This is a genomic window from Massilia sp. BHUDP2, assembly GCF_046236355.1.
GTDB classification, from domain to species: Bacteria; Pseudomonadota; Gammaproteobacteria; order Burkholderiales; family Burkholderiaceae_D; genus Telluria; species Telluria varians.
Genome location: NZ_JBJUVW010000003.1, coordinates 593689 through 615524 on the forward strand (window position 1 = coordinate 593689; position 21836 = coordinate 615524).

Below are 21836 nucleotides of genomic sequence, written 5' to 3' on the forward strand. Positions count from 1 at the left end.
CCACAAGGAGACCCATGAAACCGATCCGCCTTTTTGCCGCCACCCTGTCCACCCTGCTTGCACTGGCCACCGCCGGCTGCGCCTCCACGCCCGCAGACGCAGTTGCCGGCTGGACGCTGGCATGGGGCGACGAATTCGACGGCAACCAGCTCGACCGCACGAAATGGGTGGCGGAGACCGGTGGCCATGGCTGGGGCAACCAGGAACTGCAGCATTACACCGGCCGGGCGGAGAACGTCCGGGTGGAGGATGGCATGCTTGTCATCGAGGCGCGCCGCGAAGCCTACGGCGGCAATGACTACACCTCGGCACGCCTCAAGACCGCCGGCCTGATGGAACAGATGCATGGCCGCTTCGAGGCGCGCATCAAGGTGCCGAAGGGCCAGGGCATCTGGCCGGCCTTCTGGATGCTGGGCGCGGACATCGGGAAGGTGGGCTGGCCGCGCAGCGGCGAGATCGACATCATGGAGATCATCGGCAAGGAGCCGTCGAACGTGTACGGCACGCTGCACGGTCCCGGCTATTCGGGCGCCAAGGCCTTTAGCACCCACTCGACCCTGGCGAGCGGCATCTTTGCCGACGACTTCCACGTGTTCGCGGTGGAGTGGGAGCGCGGCGAGATCCGCTGGTATCGCGACGGCATCCACTACCATACGGCGCGGCCGAACCTGGTCAAGGGAGAGTGGGTATTCGAGCATCCTTTCTTCGTGCTCCTGAACCTGGCTGTCGGCGGCGCCTGGCCCGGCAATCCGGACAGCAGCACGGTCCTGCCGCAGCGGATGCTGGTGGATTATGTGCGCGTCTACCGGCGCGCCACGCCGGCACGGTAAGCCCCTGGCCGCAGGCTGCGCCGCTGCCGGCGCGCCATGCGTCCTGTTCGCGCCATGCCGGTTTTTTTACGCTCCAGACCGTGGTTTGCGCAGTTCATCGCAATCGGCTCGGAGGCGCCACGACAGCGGCCTATAGTGCCTCCATCGACAACCTACCGGAGAACAAGCATGAAAAAACTGTTGAGTGCCGCCGCCGTCGCCGCCACGCTCGCACTGGTCGCCAGCCCCGTCATCGCCGACGACGTCGTGCGCGAAAACCGCAGCGTCGATGCCAGGGTCACCAAGGTGAAACTAGGTGGCGTCGTCGACCTGGTCCTGCGCCAGGGCAATACGCCGTCCCTGGTCGTCTCGGGTGACCGCCGCTTCGTGCAACGCATCACCACCGCCCAGCGCGGCGACACGCTGGAAATCGGTACCGAATCCTTCAATACCCGCCGTGGCGACATGAACGAGAAGCTGCGCGCCGAACTGACCGTGCCCAACCTCGCCGAGTTCACCTCGCAGGGCGTGGGCGCATCGACCGTCACCGGCTTCTCGGGCAATACGATCCAGCTTGCCCTCGACGGCGCCGGATCGGTCACCATGAACAGCAATTACCGCACCATCGACGCGCGCCTGGGCGGCGTCGGCGGACTCGCCCTGAACGGCGTGCGCGCCGAACGCGTCGACCTCAGCCTGCGCGGCGCCGGCCGCATCAGCGTCAATGGCGAGAGCAAGCTGCTGCGCGCCAAGCTGGCCGGTGTCGGCAGCCTGGAAGCCCAGGGCCTGCGCGCCGAATCGGTCGACCTCGACATGAGCGGCCTGGGCGGCGCAACGGTGCACGCGACCCGCGCGGCCGAGATCGACCTGAGCGGCATGGGTTCGGCCACCGTCTACGGCAACCCGGCGACGCGCAATGCCAACACCAACGGCATGGGCAAGGTCAGCTGGAAGTAAGCTGCCCGGGAACGGCCCTACTGGCGGAGCCGATCCCTGACGACCATGCTGTTCCGCACTTCCTTCACCCCGGGCACCTCCCGGGCGAGCTGTGCCGCCCGCGCGACGCTCTCGGACGAATCGACGAAGCCGCTGAGCTGTACCGTTCCCTTGTAGGTTTCGACCTGGACCTCGGTTGCCTTGACCTGCGGATCGGTGGCCAAGGCGGTCTTGACCCGGGTGGTGATGGCGGCATCGTCGATGTATTCACCGGTGCCGCGGTGCGTGCCGGAGGGCGCGCAGGCACTGAGGATAGCCAGTACCACGCCGAGCAGGATCAGATGGATGCGGTAGGAAAGGTTCATGGAGGGCTCCCAAGAGAAGGCAGACCAGCCCATTCTCTCGGGTGCCAGCGCTCGACGTTTGATGCCGGCCAAACGTGCAAACGGACCTTTTTTCAGTCAGCTTTGTTCAATGCCAATACCGGCGCTGCCGCATCGCCACCCGGAGCCGCCGGACGCAAGGCGAAACCTCGGTGGGCGACGTCGCGCCCGAGCACCACGCGCAGGTTGGCGGGGGCGCAGCTGGGCACCTCCTGCAGCTGCGCGCTCCCGAAGCGGCTGGCCAGGCGTTCGGCCGCCTCGCGGTAGGTCGCTTCGTATTCGATGCGGGTCTGGCGCACGCCGAAACCCTTCTGGTTCGACAGGCGCGTCACTTTCAGCCCGCCCGTGCCGACCTGGCGTGCCAGCGAGCGTGCCATGCCCGAGACGCCATTGCCATTGCGCATCTCTACCAGTGCGAGGATTGGCGCGTCCCGCCCCGGCGTGGCCGGCGCCGGCGCCGGTTCCGGCAGCCGTGCCGGAGCGGACGAGCCTGCCGGCGGCGGCGCGCGGCGCAGCTCCAGCATGCCATCCGCACCGACGAGCAGCTGCACCTGGCTCCAGCCCGCCTCCTCGCGCGCCGGCGCCTTGAGCGCGCGGTCGATCGCCGCCACCTGGCTCTGGCTGCCGGCAGCGGCATAGTCCGCGCGCAGGTCGTGGGCGCGCAAGGCATCCGCCTGGCTCAGCATCTGCTGCGCGCGCTCTTCCTGCCCGAGCTTGCGCAAGGTTTCGCCGAGCAGTTGCCAGGAACGGTGGTTGAGCGGGTCGAGCAGGCAGGCTTTCTCGAGCGCGACCAGCGCATCGTCATACTCCGCGTTGAGGAAATGGGCCTGCCCGAGGTTGCTGAACAGGTAGGCCTTGCCGGGACCGGAGGACATCGTCAGCGATTCGGTCAATGCGCGCCACAAGGCGATCGCGGTGGCGAACTCGCGCTGCTCCGCATACAGCGTGGCCAGCCCGTTGCGGGCGTTCACGTGTGCGGGCGCCATCTGCAGCGCGGCCTGGTAAGCGGCGCGCGCTTCCTCGTAGCTGCGCGCCAGGTGGTGATTGCGGCCGGCAAGATAGGCGTCGTCGGCGGCCGGCGCGGCGCCGTCGAAGGCGGGACGGGCGCCGAAGGGCGCGCAGGCCGCCAGGGTAGCGCCGGCGCACAGCAGCGCCAGACGTGCGAACAAGGTAAGGCTAGGCATGGGGGCTCCTTCGTGTTCAATCCGCACCGGCCACTTTGCCCAGGGTCCGCGAAATCTGGATCATGGCGGGGCCGAGCAGTACCATCAGCAGCATGGGGAATATGCAGAAAATCAGGGGGAACAGCAGCTTCAGGCCGATGCGGGCAGCGCATTCCTCGGCCACGATGCGGCGCTTGTGACGCAGGCTGTCGGACTGGACGCGCAGCGCATCGCCGACGCTGGTGCCGAATCGCTCGGACTGGATCAGCATGGCCACCAGCGTGTCGACATCCTCGACACCCGAACGCAGCGCGAAGTTGCGCAGCGCTTTCTCCTTGGAGAAACCGGCGCGCATTTCCATCAGGACGAGCTGCAGTTCCTGCGCCAGCACTGCGCTCTTGATGTGGATCTCGTTCGCCACCTTGACCAGCGCACGCTCCAGGCTCAGGCCTGCCTCGACGCACACCGTGAGCAGATCCAGCGCATCGGGGATGGTTTCGAAAATCTCGCGGCGGCGGCGCTGCACGATACGTTCGAGGATCATGTTGGGCAGGTAATAGCCGATGGCGGCCGCGGTGAGCAGCAAGGCCATCATCCGCCAGCCCAGCAGCGCCTTGCTGTAGACGATGGTCAGCGGCACCACCAGTGCCGGCAGCACCAGTGCGAGCGCCGTCTTCGACGCGAAATACAGCGACAGGGCGGACGGATTGCGCCAGCCGGCGTTCATGAAGCGCGTGCGCAGGCTGGATTTCTCCCAGCCCTCCTCGGGCACCGACAGCTTGGTCAGGGGCTTGGCTGCGCTCGCAACCCGTTCGACCCAGCCGCCCCCGGCATCGAGCTGGCTCTGCTCTGCAGTGCCGAGGAAGCGGCGCAGGCGATCGCGCAGGGCCAGCGGCGCAAACAGCACCAGGCCGAGCCAGGCCAGGCCGGTGACGACGCACAGGACGACAAACAGGAAGATCAGCTGGGAGGATGTCATGTTCACCTCTGGAGGGATGCGTGCCCGACTCAGATGCGGATGCGGATGATCTTGCGCATCCAGACGACGCCGACCAGCATCATGCCAAGGCCGTACCACATCATGCGCACGCCGTTCGGGTCGGTCCAGAGCACGCTGATGTATTTCGGGTTCATCGCCAGCATCATGCCCAGCACGGCAAACGGCAGCACGGTCAGGATCATCGCCGACATTCTTCCTTCCGCCGACAGCACGCGCACGTGTGCCACCAGTTTCAGGCGGGCGCGGATGATCTGGCTGATGTTCCCCAGGATCTCGGCCAGGTTGCCGCCCGATTCGCGCTGGATCAGCACCGCGATGATCAGGTAGCGCAGGTCGGTCAGCGGGATGCGCGCAGCCATGGCGTGCAAGGCCTCGTTCATCGGGGCGCCGTAGTTGATCTCCTCGCGGGCGATGCGGAACTCCCCGCTGAGCGGCTCTGGCAGCTCGTTGCCGACGATCTGGAGGACGTTGCTGAACGAGTGGCCGGCGCGCAGTGCGCGGGCGATGAAATCGGCGGCATCCGGCAGTTGCTGCTCGATGCGGATCAGGCGCCGCTGCCGCGTGCGGCGCAGCAGGACCCACGGCACGCCCAGCCCGAGCAGGGCCACCAGGGCGCGCAATGCGGCCGGCAGTTGCCAGCCGAGCGACACCACGGCGGCGAGGGCCATGCAGCCTAGCGACCAGGCCAGGAATTGACCGACCGTGTTGGTGGTGCCGGCCTGCACCAGCAGGGCATCGATCCGGTCCGCCAGCGGAATACGATGCAGGAAGCGGTCGAAGGCCGCGTTGCGGCTGTAGGGACGCTGCTTGAGGATCGAGATCCGCTCGCCGCCGCGCCCGGACGAACCGGACATGACCTGCAGCCGGCGCGCGATGCGCCGCGCCGCCGCGCCATGCGTGCCCATCCACCACAGGTAGGTGCCCTCGATCGCGAGGACCGCGGCCGCGAACAGGAATACCACGAAAGCGTAGAACAGCACGTCCATGCTGCCTCCTCAGTCGAAAATCCGGTCGGGATCGAAGGTGTCTTCCGGCACCGGCACGCCGAACATCTTCAGGCGCTCGGCGAAGCGCGGACGGACGCCGGTGGCGCTGAAACGCCCTTTCACCTTGCCGTCGGCGTCCACGCCGCTCTGCTCGAAGCGGAAGATCTCCTGCATCGAGATGATGTCGCCTTCCATGCCGGTGATTTCCTGCAGGCTGACCACCTTGCGCGTGCCGTCGGTCAGGCGCGATACCTGCACTACCACCGTCACGGCGGAAGCGATCTGCTGGCGGATCGCACGCGCAGTCAGGTTGACGCCGGCCATGCTGACCATGTTTTCCAGCCGCGACAGCGCGTCGCGCGGCGTGTTCGAGTGGATCGTCGCGAGCGAGCCCTCATGGCCGGTGTTCATCGCCTGCAGCATGTCGAGCGCCTCGGCGCCGCGCACCTCGCCCAGGATGATGCGGTCGGGACGCATCCGCAGCGCGTTGCGCACCAGCGCGCGCTGGGTCACCTCGCCCTTGCCTTCGATGTTCGGCGGACGCGTTTCCAGGCGCACCACGTGCGGCTGGCGCAGCTGCAGCTCGGCCGCGTCCTCGATCGTCAGCACGCGCTCGGTGGCCGGGATGAACCCGGAGATCAGGTTCAGCAAGGTGGTCTTTCCGCTGCCGGTGCCGCCCGAGATCAGGATGTTCACCTTGGCCCCACCCAGGCTCTCCAGCACCCGGATCATGGGTGGAGTCAGGCTTTTATAGTCGAGCAGGTTCTGCACCGACAGCGGCGAAGAGCCGAAGCGGCGGATCGAGAGCAGCGGCCCGTCCACCGCCAGCGGCGGGATGATCGCGTTGACGCGCGAACCGTCCGGCAGGCGCGCATCGACCATCGGGCTTGATTCGTCGACGCGCCGGCCCACGCGCGAGACGATCTTTTCGATGATCTTGATCAGGTGGGCATTGTCGTGGAAGCTGATGTCGGTGAGTTCGAGCTTGCCGCGCCGCTCGACATACACCTTGCTGGCGGTATTGACCAGGATGTCGGAAACGCTCGGGTCGTTCAGGAGCGGCTCGAGCGGACCGAAGCCGAGCATCTCGTGCTGGATATCGAGCACCAGGTGGTGGCGTTCGTGCTGATTCAGCACGATGCGCTCCTCCTCGATGATGCGCTGGATCAGCAGGGCCAGCTCGTGCTTGAACTGCTCGGCGGTGAGCCGCTTGAGGCGCTCGAGGTCGATGCGGTCCAGGATCATCTGGTGCATCTGCTTCTTGAGCTCCTGATAGGCCTGGTTGGCGACTTCCGGCACGACCGCGCCGGGCTGGCGTTCCTGACCGGTACTCGCAAGGCGTTCACGTAAGGACATGGGTGGCTCCGTGTCGTTCTGTTTCGTGTTGATCAGTCGTCTTCGCCGCGGCCGAACAGGCGGTCGAGCAGTCCCCTGCTCTCCTGGACGCGCCGCGTCGTCACCAGTTCGACCATGTCGGCCAGGCTGCGCGCGGCCGCGCTCGAGCGCGACAGCTGCAGCACCGGGACGCCCTGGTTGACCGAGTCGGTGACGGCGACGTAGTCGTTGGGGAAGGTGTGCACCACTTCGCACCCCAAGGCCGCGTGCAGGTCCTGCAGGCGCAGCTTGCCGCCCTTTTCGTAGCGGTTGACGATCAGGCGGATGTGGTCCAGCACGTAGCCGAGCGAGCGGAAGATGTCGAGCAGGCGGCGCGCGTCGCGGATATCGGGCAGCGCCAGCTGCAGCACGGGATAAATCGTGTCGGTGACGTCGAGGGCGCGCAGCGACACCGCGTCGATCTGGCGGCCGACGTCGAGCAGCACGTAGTCGTAGTGCTGGCGCGCGACGCGCAGGATGGTGTCGATGTGCTCCGGCTTGGCTTCCTTTGCGTGGGCGGCGTCGTCGGCCGCTGCCAGCACGCCAAAGCCCGGGGTCACATGGACCACGCAGGAATCGAGGAAGGGCCCGTCCACGCGCGCGATCTGGGCGCAGACGTCGGACAGGGTCATGCTCGGCTTCTGGTCGGACACGTACAACGCGGCGTCGCCGAACTGGCCGTGCAGATCGATCAACAGCACCTTCTTGGCGGCCAGGGTGGCGAGCGCGTAGCCGAAATTGGTCGAGATGAAGGTGGCGCCGCTGCCGCCCTTGCAGGCGATGAAGGCGAGGATCTTCCCGTCGCGCAGGCCCGACACCCCGGCCGCGGCCGAAATGCGGTCCATCGACTCGTGAAAGGCACGGTGCACCAGAGGCAGCTGCAGCACTTCGCGCACGCCGGCGCGCATGGCGTGGATCAGGAGGTCCGGATGGTTATGGTCGGTCAGCAGCATCAGATGGGCTTCGGGATACTGGCGGCCAAGGCGTTCAAGCAGGGGGGCTTCCGAGGGTTCGGTCTGGGTGGCGTCGATGATGACCAGCTGCGGGGTGTCGGCTTCGGGGCGGTCGAGTGCCTCGCGCAGGCTGGCGCGAACGGCACCGAGGTTCAGCGGCGGCACGCGGGCCGCCCCCTGGGAGGCGATCTCCGCATAGAGCTGGCTGTCGCGGCTGATAAGTAGCGCTTTCATGGCGGGCCTCGTTGCTGGCGCATCTGGTCAAAGTGGAAGGCAGGCGCTCATCGCACGCTGCCAGCGGTGACGAAGATCGGCGCCGGTGCCGCTTCCGGCTGGGCGAAGCTGCGCTGGTAGCGCTCATGCGCTCCCTTGGCCGCGCGGCCGTCCACCCCGACGGCAGGATCGCGGTTGCTGGCCGCGGCCGGGTCGAGCACCTGGACGGCCAGGTTGGCGCGCGTGGCGGTGCCGAATTGCCTGTCCCACTCCGGCGTGGTATGCATGCAGCCCTGCAGACAGGCGGCCACCAGCGCCGGCAGCAGAAAGTAGGTCGGGTTCTTCACGGATGCCTCCTATTTGAGTTCGAAGCCGCCGGCGGTCTGCGCAGCGGGGGGCGCGACTTGCAGCGTGGACGCGGCGGCAGTGGTCGCGGCCGGGGCATCGCCCTCGAGGCGGCCGCCGAGCATCACCTCGCCACGCGTCGGTATGCCCACCTTGTCGGTCGGCAGCGAATAACCGGCGCCCGCGATCGGCTTGACCAGCCGCGCGGTGATCACGAACACCAGTTCGGTGCGGTCCTGCTGGAAGTCGGTGCTGCGGAACAGCGCGCCCAGCACCGGGACTTCGCCCAGCATCGGCAGGCCCTTCAGGCTGGCCACCAGGTTGTTCTTCACCAGGCCGCCGATGGCGAAGCTCTGGCCGTCATACAGCTGCACGGTGGTGCTGGCGCGGCGCGTGGTCACGACCGGCAGGATCGAACTGCCGGTAATGCCGAACGCCGACACGCCGATCCCTTCGCGCGACAGCTCGGACACTTCCGGCGCCACCTTCAGGTTGATGCGCCCCCCCGACAGGACGGTCGGGGTAAAGCGCAGGCCGACACCGAATTCCTTTTCCTCGAGCGTGACCTTGTTGTTGTCCTGGGCGACCGGGATGTAAAACTTGCCGCCGGCCAGGAAGGTGCCCTCTTGGCCGCTGATGGCCAGTACGTTCGGCTCGGCCAGCACGCGCACCAGGCCGTCCTGCTTGTCGGCCGCCCCCACCAGCCGGTTGCCGTTATCCTTGTCGAAGCGAATGCCGTTGGTTGTCCGTCCGGTCAGGAAATTCGACACCAGCCGGGTAGTCCAGCTGCCCGAGCCGAAGCTGAACGCCGCGTCGGTCTCGAGCCGCTCGAGCAGGGTCTTCGACACCTCGGCTACCTTGACTTCAAGCTGCACTTGCTGGGGAGCGCTCACATTGAGCAGGTTGATCACGCGCGTGGCTGCCGCGGCGGCGCCGCCGGCGCTGCCCCCGCCGTTGTTGTTGGCCAGTGGAATGACGCCGTCGTTATCATTGGCCTTGTCGGCGGACGGCAGCTGGCGCAGCGGACGCCGCACATACGCCGTCGCCAGCTCGACCGCGCGGGTGAGTGCGCCGGCGTCGCTGACGGTGCCGGTCAGCACCAGCGAATCGGCGGCGGCCATCACCCGGATATCCTTTTCCTCGGGCATCGCTGCGGCCAGGGTCGCCTGCAATACGGCGGGGTCCATCGCGACCACGATGTCGACGACGCTGCACAAGCCGCTTTTTCCCTGCACGATCATGTTGGTGGTGCCGACGTCGACAGCGGCGATGTACAGCGTGTCCGGCGACACCAGCATCGCCTGCACGATCGCGGGATTGCCGACGCTGCGGTTGAGCACCCGCTCGGGCAGGCGCAGCATGGTGGACTTGCCCATGTTGAGCGACAGCGTGGCAGGGCGCGCGGCTTCGCCGCTGCAGCCCATCGCGGGCTGGGAACGCGTTTCCGCTTGCTTGGCGGCTGCCGGTTTGGCAGCGGCACTGTCCGCTGGTTTGGCGGGAGCGGCAGCTGCAGGCTTGGCTGCGGAAGCCGCTTGGGAAGGCGCGGCGGCGGCCAGCGCCAGGCCAGCGGCAAACCGTGCAAGATTGAGGCGTCTGTTCATGGCATCCATCCCGGATCGATAAGGTCAGAAGCATTCTTGTGAAGCGTGCAGGCCATTGATGACCTTGACGCAGTCACGCCGCGGTGCCGCTGCAGGGACCGGACGCGGCGCCTGCGCCTGCGGCCGGGGTGCGCGTACCGGCATCGCCACGGCCCGCACGGGCGAGTCCGGCGCCGGCAGCAGGTTCTCCTTGGTGGCGCCAAGGGTCTCGGCCGGCGCCGGGTCGATCTGGTTGCGCAGCGCCAGCGACAGGGTGCCGACGCTACGCGCCAGGTCGAGCTTTTCGGCCTGCTCGGGCGTGACTTCGAGCGTGACGGCATTCACGACCTTCGGTTTGGTCTCGTCGCGGTTGACTTCCTGCGCCACCGCCAGCACCAGGATCCGCTCCAGCACGATCTTGGAGATGCTGCGCTCGCGTTGCTGTCCGTCCTGGGCCTTGGTCTCGGTCTGGGTACTGACGATGATGTCGACGTAGTTGCCGGGCAGCGCGAACCCGGCCACGCCGATCACGTCGTTCACGCGGACCGTGATGGCGCGCTTGCCCTCGGTGATCAGGGCCGACAGGCCACCCACCGTGCCGACTGGGGCCAGCTTGGCCTCGCTCAGGGGTTCACCCATCAGGATGCTCGATTTGAGCACCCGGTCGCCAAGCTTCTGCGGATCGTCGAACGCGCCTTTCGGCACGCTGTGGGCCGGCCATTCGACCAGCTTGAGCATCTCGGGCGTCAGGCGCTGGCCGATGCTGATGTCGGCCCCCGCCACCACGATGTGATCGGCGCGCTTGGCTGGTTGTGTCAGCAGCCAGCGCGAGGCCAGCAGGACGGCCGTCAGGCCGAACAGGATCGCGAGCGTCATCACGATCACGGCACGCTTGTTTTTCATCGAGCATCTCCCAGGTTACCGGGTTCGAGCGCCGCGCAAGAACCGAACAGGCTGCTCCACGCCTGGACCACGCTGTTCACGTCGAGACGTGGCGTGTGGTCGGCGAACCCGGCGAAGTCGGCAATCCGGCCCAGCAGCTCATGCGGCCAGGCAGCCAGCAACGGACGCCGGGTGCGGCGGTGCAGTTCGTTGATCAGGTAATCGACCGCGTCGTCGTCGGCCTCGATGCCGCGCATCCGGCACTGGCGCCGCAGCAGCGCGCGGTAGCCGGCTTCGGAAAGCGGGCCCACTGGAATCCGGTAGCCGACGCGGCGCATGCAGGATTCATCCAGCACAGCCTGGGGCGCCAGGCTCGTGACCAGTACCAGGGACACGTCGAACGGCAGGGCATGGCTGGCCCCGCCCGGCACCGCGACATGGTCATTGCCGCTCTCGAGCGCGCTCAGGCAGCGGTGCAGCACCTCGGCAGCCGGCACCCGCTGGCGGCCGATGTCGTCGAGCACGAGCAGTCCATTGTTAGCCAGCAAGTGTGGCGGTGCGCGCAGCACGCCGCTGGCGGCGTCGATGCGCAGTTCCAGCATGTCGCGCGCCAGTTCGGCGCCCACGTGCACCAGCGGGCGCTGGCATAGTGCCCAGCGCGCGTCGCAGCTGCGCCGTTCTTCCAGGGCGCGCGGCTGCAGCGGCGCGGGATGCAGGTCGGGGGCGTATATCTGCACGATCTCGTGATTGACCAGCACCGCGTACGGAATGGCCACCGGCTCCTGGCGCAGCCGCGCGAACTTGCGCGCCAAGGTCGTCTTGCCGCTGCCGGAAGGTCCGTACAGCATCAGCGGACGGTTCGAATGCAGCGCCGCGCCGATCAGCTCCTGCACCGCGGGCTCGATGCCGTCCTCCGCCAGGGTGGCCTGCAGCTCTGCGGGCGTGACGTGGGGGGCGCCGGGCTGGCGCAGCGACTGCTTTTCCACCATGCCGCGGTAAGCGTCGAGCGTTACCGGGGCCGGCCCGATGTAGCGCGATTCCGCCAGGTACTCGGCAGCGGCGCGCAGCCCGAAGGCGGTCAGCTGGTAATGCACGTCGATGTCGGAATCGCCCTGCCAGGCCACCTCGGCCAGTTGCTCCGCAACCAACCCCTGCAGCACTTCACGTACCACGCTGACCGACAGGCGCAGCCGTCCGGTAAGGAGCGATAACGGAATCTTGCCGCTGGCATGCATGATCTTGACCGTGAGTGCGGTGACCAGACGCGGGTCGAGGCCGATATCGCGCACTGTACGCGGCTGGCGCGGCAGGACGGGAGAGGGATCCGCCTCCGGCCCGCTGCCGGCTCCGGCTGCCGGCCGCGCGTCGCAGGGAGCGCTTGCCCTGGGTGGTGAGAACACTTCCATAAGGAAACCTCCTGATGAGGTGCGGATATTTCTTACATTTGTTAAATTGATTCTAACCATCGCTTCCCCCTCCCCGTTTGACTTCCGGCAAGGAAGGGGGAGCAGCAAAAACAGCGCTTAACGGCTCATCAGGAAGTAGATCGTTCCGGCGGCAATCGCGACCCCGTAAGGTATGGAACCGGCGCTCGGCTGCGCCTCCATTCTTGTGATGGGAAAACGCAAGGCAGCCTGGCGCACCATGCTCCAGACGTTGGTCAGTGCCAGCCGCAAGCGGCCCTGGAAAAGGATGAAGGCCAGGGCCATGACACCGCCGGCGCACCAGGCGAAGATCGCAATGTGCAAGGCGGCTGCCGGACCGGTAAAGGCGCCTACCGTGGCCATCATCTTGACGTCGCCGGCGGCCATGCCGCGCATCAGGTAGAAGGGAAGAAAAACCAGCAGTCCGACGGCGGCGCCACCGAAACAGGCCAGCAAGGCTGCGCCGGGCTGCGGTGATACTGCGTGAAGGGACAAGGCGGCGATAAGGCCTGCCAGCAGCAGGAGATTCGGAATACGTCGGCTTGCGAGGTCGTTGATCGCAGCGACGGCGACGAGCAGCAGGAGCAGTATGTCGAGGTAAGGGGCGACAACCATGATCGGCTCACAAAAAAAAAAGCCCCCGGGGCCGGATGGCGCCGGGGGCGTTAGCGATAATTAACCGCCGCTTGCAGGCGGAGTCGGATTCAGCTCTTCGCCAATCTTGTTGAACAGCGCGGTAATATCAGCGCCGAGAGCCTCGGCCGCCCCTGCCAACGCAATGCCGACCAGTGCAGCGATCAGGCCGTATTCGATGGCCGTCACACCGTTTTCATCGGCAATGAAGGTTTTGATGGCGGAGGTAATGGTGCTCATGATGAACTCCTTGTGATGGTTGATGGAACAACGACTACCGGGTCTTACTGACAGACGGGGCCCCGTCTTTTGCTGCTTTCGACTGCGTCTGTCAGTGAGTTCACTGTACCGAATAGTGCCGCACGGCAAGTTGACGTCGGGCAAGTTTGCCATGTGGAAAGCTCTGTTTCTGCATGGACTTGCGTATGCACAAGCAGACGGCCACCAAGCATGAGCTTCCAGGCATTAAAAAGATAAATATTGTTAAGAATAGTTGCCTACAATACAAAAACGCTTTATGCTGTCCCTCTTGCCCGCCTAAAAAAGCGGCAGCCGTACTACCGACCCGACCGTGCTCTTGCGTGACTCAGTTTCTCTGCGTTTCTGAAAAAAACCGACATGGATTCCCTGCTGCGACACATGGTGGACATGACTGGCCACCGCGATCACACGATGCTCGACATCTCCGTGATTTCGGCGGTACAGGAACTGGCGGGCGCGCTGCAGACCCGGGTCTTGACCATCACGACGGTCTGCGGGCAGAGATTCGTGCGTTCGCGCGCCTGCATCCGCGCCGGCGGGGTCGCCTGCCCGGAAGAGCAGCACGATGGCGGCAGCCCGGGCGAGCCGCTCTCGGCCTTTCCCGAACTGGCACACTGCCTCGAACACCATGATTCGCGTGCCGAAGGCCTGGGCAGCGACGGCCTGCGCCGCCTGTGGCTGCCGATCTGGTTCGGCGACAAGGCCGATACCTGCCTCGAGATCGTGCACGCACAAGGCTTCACCGCCGAATCGATCTACACGATCAGCGGGATCGTCGGCGTCTACCGCAATTTCCAGAACCTGCTCGACTACAGCGAGCGCGACTCGCTCACCGGACTCCTGAACCGCAAGACCTTCGACGACCAGCTGGCGCGCATGCTGCACAGCGGCGACACCGAACCCCTGGTGCCGGGCCAGCTGGAACGGCGCCAGCACGGGGCCGAGGAAAAGCAGTGGCTGGCCGTGGTCGACGTCGACCATTTCAAGATGGTGAACGACCGCTTCGGCCACCTGTACGGCGACGAAGTGCTGATCCTGGTCGCAAACTTGCTGCAGTCCTCGTTCCGTTCGCAGGACCGCGTATTCCGCTTCGGCGGCGAAGAGTTCGTGGTGCTGCTGCGCTCGACCACGCTGGAGAATGCCCGCAAGATCATCGACCGCTTCCGCACCAACGTCGAGGCGCACGTGTTCCCGCAGGTAGGCCGCGTCACCGTGAGCGTCGGCTTCACCAGCATCAGCGCCACCGATTCGCCGGTCGTGACCCTGGGCCACGCGGACCAGGCCCTGTACTTCGCCAAGGCCAACGGCCGCAACCGCGCCTGCCATTACGAGGAGCTGGTGGCGAACGGCCTGCTGCAGACCGTCGCCACCAACGACACCGCCGAGTTCTTCTAGGTCGCCTGCCTGGCCTGCGCGAATTCGAGAGCGTCCTCCAGGCGGTCATCGCCCCAGAACAGCTCGCCCTGCACGATGAAGCTCGGCGCACCGAAGATGCCAAGGCGCCGCGCGGCCGCGGTCTGCGCGCGCAGCGCCGCCTTGTTGGCCTCCCCTTCCGCCTCGCGCAGGACCGCTTCCGGCTCGGCGACCAGACCCTCCAGCGCCGCCAGCACGGTGCCGGCGTCGTCGATGTCGGCATCCTCGGACCAGTTGCGCAGCATGATGCGGCGGCAGTATTCGCCCATCCAGGCTTGCTGCGCGCCGAGCAGCGCGACCCGCATCGGCAGCAGGGCCCGGCGCGGGAAGGCCGAGGGACGCGTAAAAGGAATTCCGTATTTCGCGGCGCGGCGCGCCATGTCGCGCCAGACGTACTCGCCCTTCTCCTTCTGCTCCGCGAAGGGCGAGCTTTGCCAGCCGAGTTCACGGAAGATCGGCCCCAGCAGGAAGGGCTTCCAGTGCAGCGGCACGAAGGCAGCACGTGCGAGCGCCTCGATGCGCATGGCCGACAGGTAGCTGTAGTTGCTGCCGAACTCGAACCAGAACTCGATGGGTGGGTGCATGGCCGCCTTCCTCGCTTGGTATAGTGTGCAAGGAGTATGCAGGCAGTTGCCTGCCACCACAACAGGAGGGTCGGGATGAGCAAGGTACTGATCGTGACAGGCGCCGGGCGCGGCATCGGCGCCGCCATCGCCAGGCAGGCGGCCGCCGGCGGCCATGCGGTGGCGGTCAACTACCGTCATGACGAAGCCGCGGCGCAGGCGCTGGTGGCGGCGATCCGCGCCGATGGCGGGCAGGCTGCCGCGATCCAGGCCGACGTCGCGGCCGAAGCGGAAGTGGCGCAGCTGTTCGCGCGCACCGAGCAGGAACTCGGACCACCTGCGGCGCTGGTCAACAATGCCGGCATCACGGGGCGCATCGCGCGCTTCATGGATACCGATTCCGCCACCATCGAAGCGGTATTCCGCACCAACGTGTACGGCACCATGCACTGCTGCCGCGCGGCGATCGACGCCTTCCGGCGCCATGGCACACGCGGGGTGATCGTCAACCTGTCTTCGATCGCGGCCAGCACCGGCAGCCCGCGCGAGTACGTGCACTACGCCGCCAGCAAGGCGGCGGTCGAGACCTTCACGCTGGGACTGGCGCGCGAGATGGCGCCGGAGGGTATCCGCGTGTGCGCGGTGGCGCCCGGGTCGACGCTGACCGGCATCCATGCGGCGGCCGGCGAGCCGGGCCGGCCGGAGCGCGTGGCGCCGGCCATCCCGATGGGTCGCCTGGCCACGCCCGACGAGATCGCGGAAGCGGTGCTGTGGATGCTGTCGCCTGCCGCGTCCTACGTCACCGGGACGACCTTGCGCTGCGCGGGCGGCTTGTAAGGCGCGGCCTGGAGCTCAGGCGATGTTCATGAACTGCAGCGGATTGACGTTCCACTTCTCGGCCGACTCGTGACGCAGGATCTTGTCGCCGCCGCCGAAGCCGAGCGGCTTGGACAGGTCGAGGGTCTGCGGCTTGATGTAGGTCTGGTTCTTGGTGCTGAAGAACACGTTGACCTTCGGCGTGAGCAGGCTGGTTTCGTGCGGCTCGATCACCACGCCCAGGCGACCGGATTCGAGCAGCACCAGGGTGCCGACCGGGTAGATGCCGACACAGCGCATGAACTCCTGGACCAGCGTGGGGTTGAAGTGGAACTTGCTCCACTCGTAGATCTTGCGCAGCGCTTCGGCCGCCGGCATGCCCTTGTGGTAGCAGCGGTCCGAGGTGATGGCGTCGTAGACGTCGACGATCGCCGCCATCTGCGCCAGTTCGCTGATGCTGCCTTCGCCCTGCTTGTCCGGATAGCCGCTGCCGTCGCGGCGCTCGTGGTGATGCAGCGTGATGTCGAGCGGGATCGGGCCGATCTCCGGGGTCTTGGCCAGGATGTCGTAGCCGTCGCGCGGGTGGCGCTTGATGATGTCGAATTCCTCGTCGGTCAGGCGGCCCTGCTTGTTCAGGATGCTGTCCGGCACCAGCGCCTTGCCGGTGTCGTGCAGCAGGCCGCCCAGGCCCGCCTGGTAGATCGTGTCCTCGTCCATCTTGCGCGAACGGCAGAACGCGACCAGCAGCGCGCACACGCTGACCGAATGCAGGAAGGTGTAGTCGTCCTTGTTCTTGATGCGCAGGAGGCCGAGCAGCGCGCCGGAATTGCGCAGGATCGATTCGGTCACGCTCTCCACGACCGGCCCCACCTTGTCCAGCTCGACGGCCTTGCCGAGGCGGGCGTCGGCCATCACGGTGCGTACCAGGCCGGCGGCCTGCTTGCGGACATGCGCGGCACGCTGCAGCTCTTCACCCAGGGACACACGGGTGACGATCCGCGGTGCGGCGGCGATCGCCGTCACTTCCGCTTCGGTGGCGGCATCGGCCTGCGCCAGGGTCGGCGCGTCGTCCACGTCCAGGCCCTTGCTGCAGTCGATGACGACAGCGCGGATCTTGGCATTGCGGATCTTGTAGATTTCTTCGTCCGAGGTGAGCTCGAAACGGGCGCGCACGAAGGGATGGTCCATCCAGCCGCAATCGAGATCGTGGATATACATACCAATCCTCAGCTGCGAGGCATCCACCTTTTTCAACATGTCGCTACTCTGCTCTGTAATAATGTCGGCGCCCATTGGCCGCGGGGCAGTATAACAATTTTGTTGCAGACAATCATTATTTGTTGCTTTCTGGACACAACACTGCAGGATGGAACTTCGTCAACTCCGGTATTTCGTCGCCATTGTCGATCACGGCTCGCTATCGCGCGCCGCGCTGGTCCTGCACGTGGCGCAGCCGGCCTTGACCCAGCAGCTGCGCCAGCTCGAAGAGGAACTGGGCGCGCAGCTGCTGCACCGCTCGGCTCATGGCGTCGTCAGCACCGACGCCGGCAAGATCTTTTACGAACACGCGCAGGCCATCCTCAAGCAGGTAGCCGACGCCCGTTCGGCGGTGGTGCAGTCGACCACGCGGCCTTCGGGCAGCGTGTCGCTCGGCCTGCCGCACAGTATTTCGGGCGCGCTGGCGCTGCCGCTGCTGAAGGCCACCCGGGCCAGGTATCCGGAAATCACCCTGCAACTGACCGAGGAAATCTCGGGCAGCCTCACCGAACAGCTCAAGTCGGGCCGCCTGAACCTGGCGGTGCTGTTCGAGGTCGTCCCGGCCGGGCATTTCACCGCCACCGCCCTGGTCGAGGAAGACCTGATGTTCATCTGCCGGGCCGGCTCGAACTTCGCACCGACGGTGGACAGGCTGAGCCTGCGCGAGGCCCTGGCCAGCACCCTGATCCTGCCGGCGCGCCAGCACGGCGTGCGGCCGCTGGTCGAGCAGGCGGCGCAAGGCGCCGGCCTGGCGCTCGGCACTGTCCTCGAAATCAATTCGCTCGCCATCCTGCGCTCCGCCCTGCTGGCCGACCTGGGCGCCACCCTGCTGCCGGTCGCGCCGCTGCTGGCGGACATCGAACGCGGCGCGATGGCCGCCTGGCCGGTGGGCGAGCCGGCGGTGACGCGCCGCGTGACCCTGTGCGCCTCACGGAATATCCCGCTGACGAATGCCTCCGCGGCGATCGCGAAACTGGTGCGCGAAGTGACCGAAGACCTGTGTGAACGTGGCGCCTGGCCGGGTGCACGGCTGGTCGCATAACGGTCATCAGATTTACTTATACCCCCATCCGCATTCCCTATTGGCCCTGGCGGGTCGAAGTCCCTACACTCCACGCGAATAAAAGTGCCTTAGCACGCCTTGTCGCTACCGCGACCCCGTTCCATCCGCCCTGCCTACCCGGCAGCCAGCCCGGAACACCCGATTCACGATCTTGGAGACACCCATGCCTGATACCGTCACGCCACAAGCGGCGACGCCGGACTATTCGTCCCGCCTGACCACCGTTACCCTCGACGACAAATACACCGCCAGGACCGGCAACATCTTCCTGTCCGGTATCCAGGCCCTGGTGCGCCTGCCGATGATGCAGCGCGAGCGCGATGCCGCCGCCGGCCTGAACACCGCCGGTTTCGTGTCCGGCTACCGCGGCTCGCCGCTCGGCGGCCTTGACGAGACCTTGTGGAAGGCTAAGGGCCACCTGGAAGCCAGCCACGTGCAGTTCGTCCCCGGCGTGAACGAAGATCTGGCCGCCACCGCCGTCTGGGGCACCCAGACCGTCGACCTGATCGGACCAAGCAAATACGACGGCGTGTTCGCCATGTGGTACGGCAAGGGCCCGGGCGTGGACCGCTGCGGCGACGTCTTCAAGCACATGAACCACGCCGGCACCGCGAAACACGGCGGCGTGCTGCTGGTAGCCGGCGACGACCATGGCGCCTACTCCTCGACCCTGCCGCACCAGTCCGACCACATCTTCTCGGCCTGCATGATCCCGGTGCTCTATCCCTGCAACGTGCAGGAATACCTGGACCTGGGCGTGCACGGCTGGGCCATGTCGCGCTACTCGGGCTGCGCGGTGGCCTTCAAGGCGCTGGCCGACACGGTCGAATCGAGCGCCTCGGTCGACGCCAACCCCTTCCGCGTCGAGGTCAAGTATCCGAAAGACTTCGTGATGCCGGAAGGCGGACTGAATACCAGGCTGTCGTCGGTCCCGCTGGGCCAGCAGGCGCGCGCCCAGGAAGCGCTGATGCAGGACTACAAGATCTACGCGGCCCTGGCCTACGCCAGAGAAAACAAGCTCAATCGCACCACCATCGACAGCCCCAACGCCAAGCTGGGCATCATCGCCTCGGGCAAGTCCTACCTGGACGTGCTGGAAGCGCTGGAAGAACTGGGCATCGACGAAGCGATGGCCGAGAAGGTCGGCCTGCGCCTGTACAAGGTGGCGATGATCTGGCCGCTGGAGCCGGAAGGCGTGCGCGAATTCGCGCAGGGGCTGGAAGAGATCCTGGTGGTCGAAGAGAAGCGCCAGGTCGTCGAGTACCAGCTGAAGGAACAGCTGTACAACTGGCGCGACGACGTCCGCCCGCACATCGTCGGCAAGTTCGACGACAAGGGCGAGTGGGTCGCGCCGCGCGGCGACTGGCTGCTGCCGCCGAAAGCCGACTTCTCGGTGGCGCAGGTGGCGCGCGTGATCGCCGGCCGCATCGCGCGCCTGGTCTCCGATGACACCACCCGCGATCTGATCCGCGCGCGCCTGGCCTTCCTCGAAGCCAAGGACGCCGTGCTGCAGAAGGCGATCACCACGCCCTTCCGCCCGGCCTTCTACTGCTCGGGCTGCCCGCACAACACCTCGACCAAGGTGCCGGACGGTTCCTTCGCGCTGGCCGGCATCGGCTGCCACGTGATGGCGACCTCGATCTACCCGGAGATGAACAAGCTGACCACCCACATGGGTGGCGAAGGCACGCCCTGGATCGGCCAGGCTGCGTTCTCCAAGGTGCCGCACGTGTTCCAGAACCTGGGCGACGGCACCTACTTCCACTCGGGCTACCTGGCGATCCGCGCGGCGGTGTCGGCCAAGGTCAACATCACCTACAAGATCCTGTACAACGATGCGGTGGCGATGACCGGCGGCCAGCCGGTCGACGGCACGACGTCGGTACCGCACATCGCCCAGCAGATGGCGGCCGAGGGCGTGAAACGCATCGCACTGGTGACCGAAGACCTGTCGCGCTATGCCGACCGCTCGAACCTGCCGGCCATGGTCACCCTGCACGACCGCAAGCACATGGACGATGTCCAGCGCGAGCTGCGCGAACTGCCGGGCGTCACGGTCATCATCTACGACCAGACCTGCGCCGCCGAGAAGCGCCGCCGCCGCAAGAAGAACGAGTTCCCGGACCCGAACCAGCGCATGGTGATCAACGAAGCCGTGTGCGAAGGCTGCGGCGATTGCGGCATCCAGTCGAACTGCGTCTCGATCCTGCCGAAGGAAACGGAATTCGGCCGCAAGCGCCAGATCGACCAGTCCTCGTGCAACAAGGATTACTCGTGCGCGAAAGGCTTCTGCCCGAGCTTCGTTACCGTCGAAGGCGGCACGCTCAAGAAGAGCAAGACCGGCGTGTCGAAGAGCGGCAGCGAAGACGGCTGGGGCATGCTTCCCGAGCCGAAACTGCCGAGCGTCGAGCATCCGTACAACATCCTGATCAACGGCATCGGCGGCACCGGCGTGATTACCGTCGGCGCGCTGATGGGCATGGCCGCCCACCTGGAAGGCAAGGGCGCGTCGGTGCTGGACATGACCGGCATGAGCCAGAAGAACGGTTCCGTCACATCCCACGTCAAGATCGCCGCCACCCCGGACCGCCTGCGCGCCCAGCGCATCGCCACCGGCGAAGCGGACCTGATCCTCGGCTGCGACATCCTGACCACCGGCGCCGCCGATGCGGTCTCCAAGATGCGCCCGGGCCGCACCCTGGCCATCGTCAACCTGCACGAGCAGCCGACCGGCACCTTTGCCCAGCAGCGCGACTGGGAATTCCCATCCGGCGACGTGCGCTCGCTGATCCTGGAAGCCGTGGGCGGTGAATCGGGTGTCGACTTCGTCGATGCGACCAAGCTGGCGACCGCGCTGATGGGCGACTCGATCGCGACCAACCTGTTCCTGATGGGTTACGCCTGGCAGAAGGGCCGCATCCCCTTGACTGAAGCCGCCCTGCTGCGCGCGATCGAACTGAACGGCGTGGCCGTCGCGTCCAACAAGATGAGCTTCCTGTGGGGCCGCCGCGCAGCGGTGGACGTCAAGCGCGTCGAGAAGCAGGCGATTCCGGCACAGGCCATCGTGGTGCAGATGCCGCAAAGCCTGGACAGCGTCATCAAGAAGCGCGTCGAGCACCTGACCGGCTACCAGGATGCCGCCTATGCGGAGGTCTACAAGAAGCTGGTGGAGCGCGTGCGCGCGGCCGAATCGGCGCAAGGCCTGGGCAACAAGATGTCGATGGCGGTGGCGAAGAACTACGCCAAGCTGATGGCCTACAAGGACGAATACGAGGTGGCGCGCCTGTACACCGACGGCCGCTTCGTCGAGCAGCTCAAGACCCAGTTCGAAGGCGACTTCTCGCTGAAGTTCAACCTCGCCCCGCCGATGTTCGCGAAGAAGGACGCCAAGGGCCACATGGTCAAGGCGCAGTACGGCTCCTGGATGTTCGGCGCCTTCAAGCTGCTGGCCAAAATGAAAGGTCTGCGCGGCGGCGCCTTCGACGTCTTCGGCAAGACCGCGGAGCGCAAGATGGAGCGTGCACTGATCGTGGAATACCGCGAGATGGTGGAAGCGCTGGTCGCCAGGCTCGACGCTTCGAATTATCTCGAAGCGACCGAGCTGGCTTCGCTGCCCGAGCAGATCCGGGGCTTCGGCCACGTGAAGGAAAAGGCCGTGGCCGAGTTCCGTGCGCGCAAGGCTGAGCTGCTCTCCGGCAACGTCAAACGCCGCGCTGCTTGAATAAACACTAACGCTAAACAACGTCATCCCGGCGCAGGCCGGGATCCAATTTCCTCGCCGC

At 66.3% G+C, this 21836-nt stretch carries 20 protein-coding genes; 6 read left to right on the forward strand and 14 right to left on the reverse strand.

Translation table 11 applies throughout. The annotated features are described in order from the left end of the window. Positions 1 to 14 precede the first annotated feature (14 nt). Entirely contained in the window at positions 15 to 830 is an 816-nt protein-coding gene (locus ACK6C6_RS19410; protein WP_409268816.1) for a family 16 glycosylhydrolase, read from the forward strand. 168 nt (positions 831 to 998) lie between these two features. Then, positions 999 to 1766 (forward strand): GIN domain-containing protein, encoded by a 768-nt coding sequence (locus ACK6C6_RS19415; RefSeq protein WP_409268817.1) that lies wholly within the window; start codon positions 999 to 1001, stop codon positions 1764 to 1766. Positions 1767 to 1783: 17 nt separating this feature from the next. On the opposite strand, the gene ACK6C6_RS19420 is transcribed toward ACK6C6_RS19415, so the two are convergent. The 12 genes from ACK6C6_RS19420 to ACK6C6_RS19475 form a co-directional block, all read right to left on the reverse strand. Next, on the reverse strand, positions 1784 to 2110 hold the full coding sequence (locus ACK6C6_RS19420; protein ID WP_209589505.1) for a BON domain-containing protein: 327 nt from the start codon (positions 2108 to 2110) through the stop codon (positions 1784 to 1786). A 92-nt stretch (positions 2111 to 2202) separates the two neighbouring features. Next, entirely contained in the window at positions 2203 to 3312 is a 1110-nt protein-coding gene (locus tag ACK6C6_RS19425) for a tetratricopeptide repeat protein (protein ID WP_409268818.1), read from the reverse strand. Positions 3313 to 3328: 16 nt separating this feature from the next. After that, a complete protein-coding gene (locus tag ACK6C6_RS19430; protein ID WP_409268819.1) occupies positions 3329 to 4270 on the reverse strand; it encodes a type II secretion system F family protein in 942 nt (313 codons plus the stop codon). A 29-nt stretch (positions 4271 to 4299) separates the two neighbouring features. Further along, a complete protein-coding gene (locus ACK6C6_RS19435) occupies positions 4300 to 5277 on the reverse strand; it encodes a type II secretion system F family protein (RefSeq protein ID WP_409268821.1) in 978 nt (325 codons plus the stop codon). A 9-nt stretch (positions 5278 to 5286) separates the two neighbouring features. Next, positions 5287 to 6633 carry a CpaF family protein gene (locus ACK6C6_RS19440; protein WP_209589501.1) on the reverse strand — a complete coding sequence of 449 codons (1347 nt, stop codon included), beginning with the start codon at positions 6631 to 6633 and terminating at the stop codon, positions 5287 to 5289. 32 nt (positions 6634 to 6665) lie between these two features. Then, on the reverse strand, positions 6666 to 7838 hold the full coding sequence (locus ACK6C6_RS19445) for a CpaE family protein (protein ID WP_409268823.1): 1173 nt from the start codon (positions 7836 to 7838) through the stop codon (positions 6666 to 6668). A gap of 47 nt (positions 7839 to 7885) precedes the next feature. After that, positions 7886 to 8164 carry a hypothetical protein gene (locus tag ACK6C6_RS19450; RefSeq protein WP_036205986.1) on the reverse strand — a complete coding sequence of 93 codons (279 nt, stop codon included), beginning with the start codon at positions 8162 to 8164 and terminating at the stop codon, positions 7886 to 7888. A 9-nt stretch (positions 8165 to 8173) separates the two neighbouring features. Next, positions 8174 to 9763, reverse strand: coding sequence for a type II and III secretion system protein family protein (locus ACK6C6_RS19455; protein WP_409268825.1), 1590 nt, complete (start codon positions 9761 to 9763; stop codon positions 8174 to 8176). Positions 9764 to 9787: 24 nt separating this feature from the next. Beyond that, entirely contained in the window at positions 9788 to 10645 is an 858-nt protein-coding gene (gene cpaB / locus ACK6C6_RS19460) for a Flp pilus assembly protein CpaB (protein ID WP_409268826.1), read from the reverse strand. Next, positions 10642 to 12024, reverse strand: a complete 1383-nt coding sequence (locus tag ACK6C6_RS19465; protein WP_409268827.1) for an ATP-binding protein — start codon at positions 12022 to 12024, stop codon at positions 10642 to 10644. The genes cpaB and ACK6C6_RS19465 overlap by 4 nt, the downstream gene beginning before the upstream one ends. A gap of 123 nt (positions 12025 to 12147) precedes the next feature. Beyond that, complete coding sequence (locus ACK6C6_RS19470) at positions 12148 to 12663, reverse strand: prepilin peptidase (protein ID WP_209589497.1); 516 nt, start codon at positions 12661 to 12663, stop codon at positions 12148 to 12150. Between the two features lie 60 nt (positions 12664 to 12723). Then, a complete protein-coding gene (locus ACK6C6_RS19475; protein ID WP_036205990.1) occupies positions 12724 to 12921 on the reverse strand; it encodes a Flp family type IVb pilin in 198 nt (65 codons plus the stop codon). A 378-nt stretch (positions 12922 to 13299) separates the two neighbouring features. Between ACK6C6_RS19475 and ACK6C6_RS19480 the strand changes: the two genes are divergently transcribed. After that, positions 13300 to 14337: a GGDEF domain-containing protein gene (locus ACK6C6_RS19480; protein ID WP_036205992.1), complete on the forward strand. Its 1038-nt coding sequence runs from the start codon at positions 13300 to 13302 to the stop codon at positions 14335 to 14337. Here ACK6C6_RS19480 and ACK6C6_RS19485 read toward each other — a convergent pair. Next, positions 14334 to 14939 carry a 2-hydroxychromene-2-carboxylate isomerase gene (locus ACK6C6_RS19485; RefSeq protein ID WP_409268830.1) on the reverse strand — a complete coding sequence of 202 codons (606 nt, stop codon included), beginning with the start codon at positions 14937 to 14939 and terminating at the stop codon, positions 14334 to 14336. The two genes, ACK6C6_RS19480 and ACK6C6_RS19485, sit on opposite strands and share 4 nt — an antisense overlap. 75 nt (positions 14940 to 15014) lie before the next feature. On the opposite strand from ACK6C6_RS19485, the gene ACK6C6_RS19490 reads away from it, so the two are divergent. After that, positions 15015 to 15755, forward strand: coding sequence for an SDR family oxidoreductase (locus ACK6C6_RS19490; protein WP_409268831.1), 741 nt, complete (start codon positions 15015 to 15017; stop codon positions 15753 to 15755). A 15-nt stretch (positions 15756 to 15770) separates the two neighbouring features. On the opposite strand, the gene ACK6C6_RS19495 is transcribed toward ACK6C6_RS19490, so the two are convergent. Further along, the gene (locus ACK6C6_RS19495) at positions 15771 to 17027 is read right to left on the reverse strand and encodes an HD-GYP domain-containing protein (RefSeq protein ID WP_409268833.1); all 1257 of its coding nucleotides are present in this window, start codon (positions 17025 to 17027) and stop codon (positions 15771 to 15773) included. 73 nt (positions 17028 to 17100) lie between these two features. Between ACK6C6_RS19495 and ACK6C6_RS19500 the strand changes: the two genes are divergently transcribed. Further along, the gene (locus ACK6C6_RS19500; protein ID WP_409268835.1) at positions 17101 to 18033 is read left to right on the forward strand and encodes a LysR substrate-binding domain-containing protein; all 933 of its coding nucleotides are present in this window, start codon (positions 17101 to 17103) and stop codon (positions 18031 to 18033) included. A gap of 184 nt (positions 18034 to 18217) precedes the next feature. Then, positions 18218 to 21775, forward strand: a complete 3558-nt coding sequence (locus tag ACK6C6_RS19505) for an indolepyruvate ferredoxin oxidoreductase family protein (protein ID WP_409268837.1) — start codon at positions 18218 to 18220, stop codon at positions 21773 to 21775. The last annotated feature ends 61 nt before the right edge of the window (positions 21776 to 21836 follow it).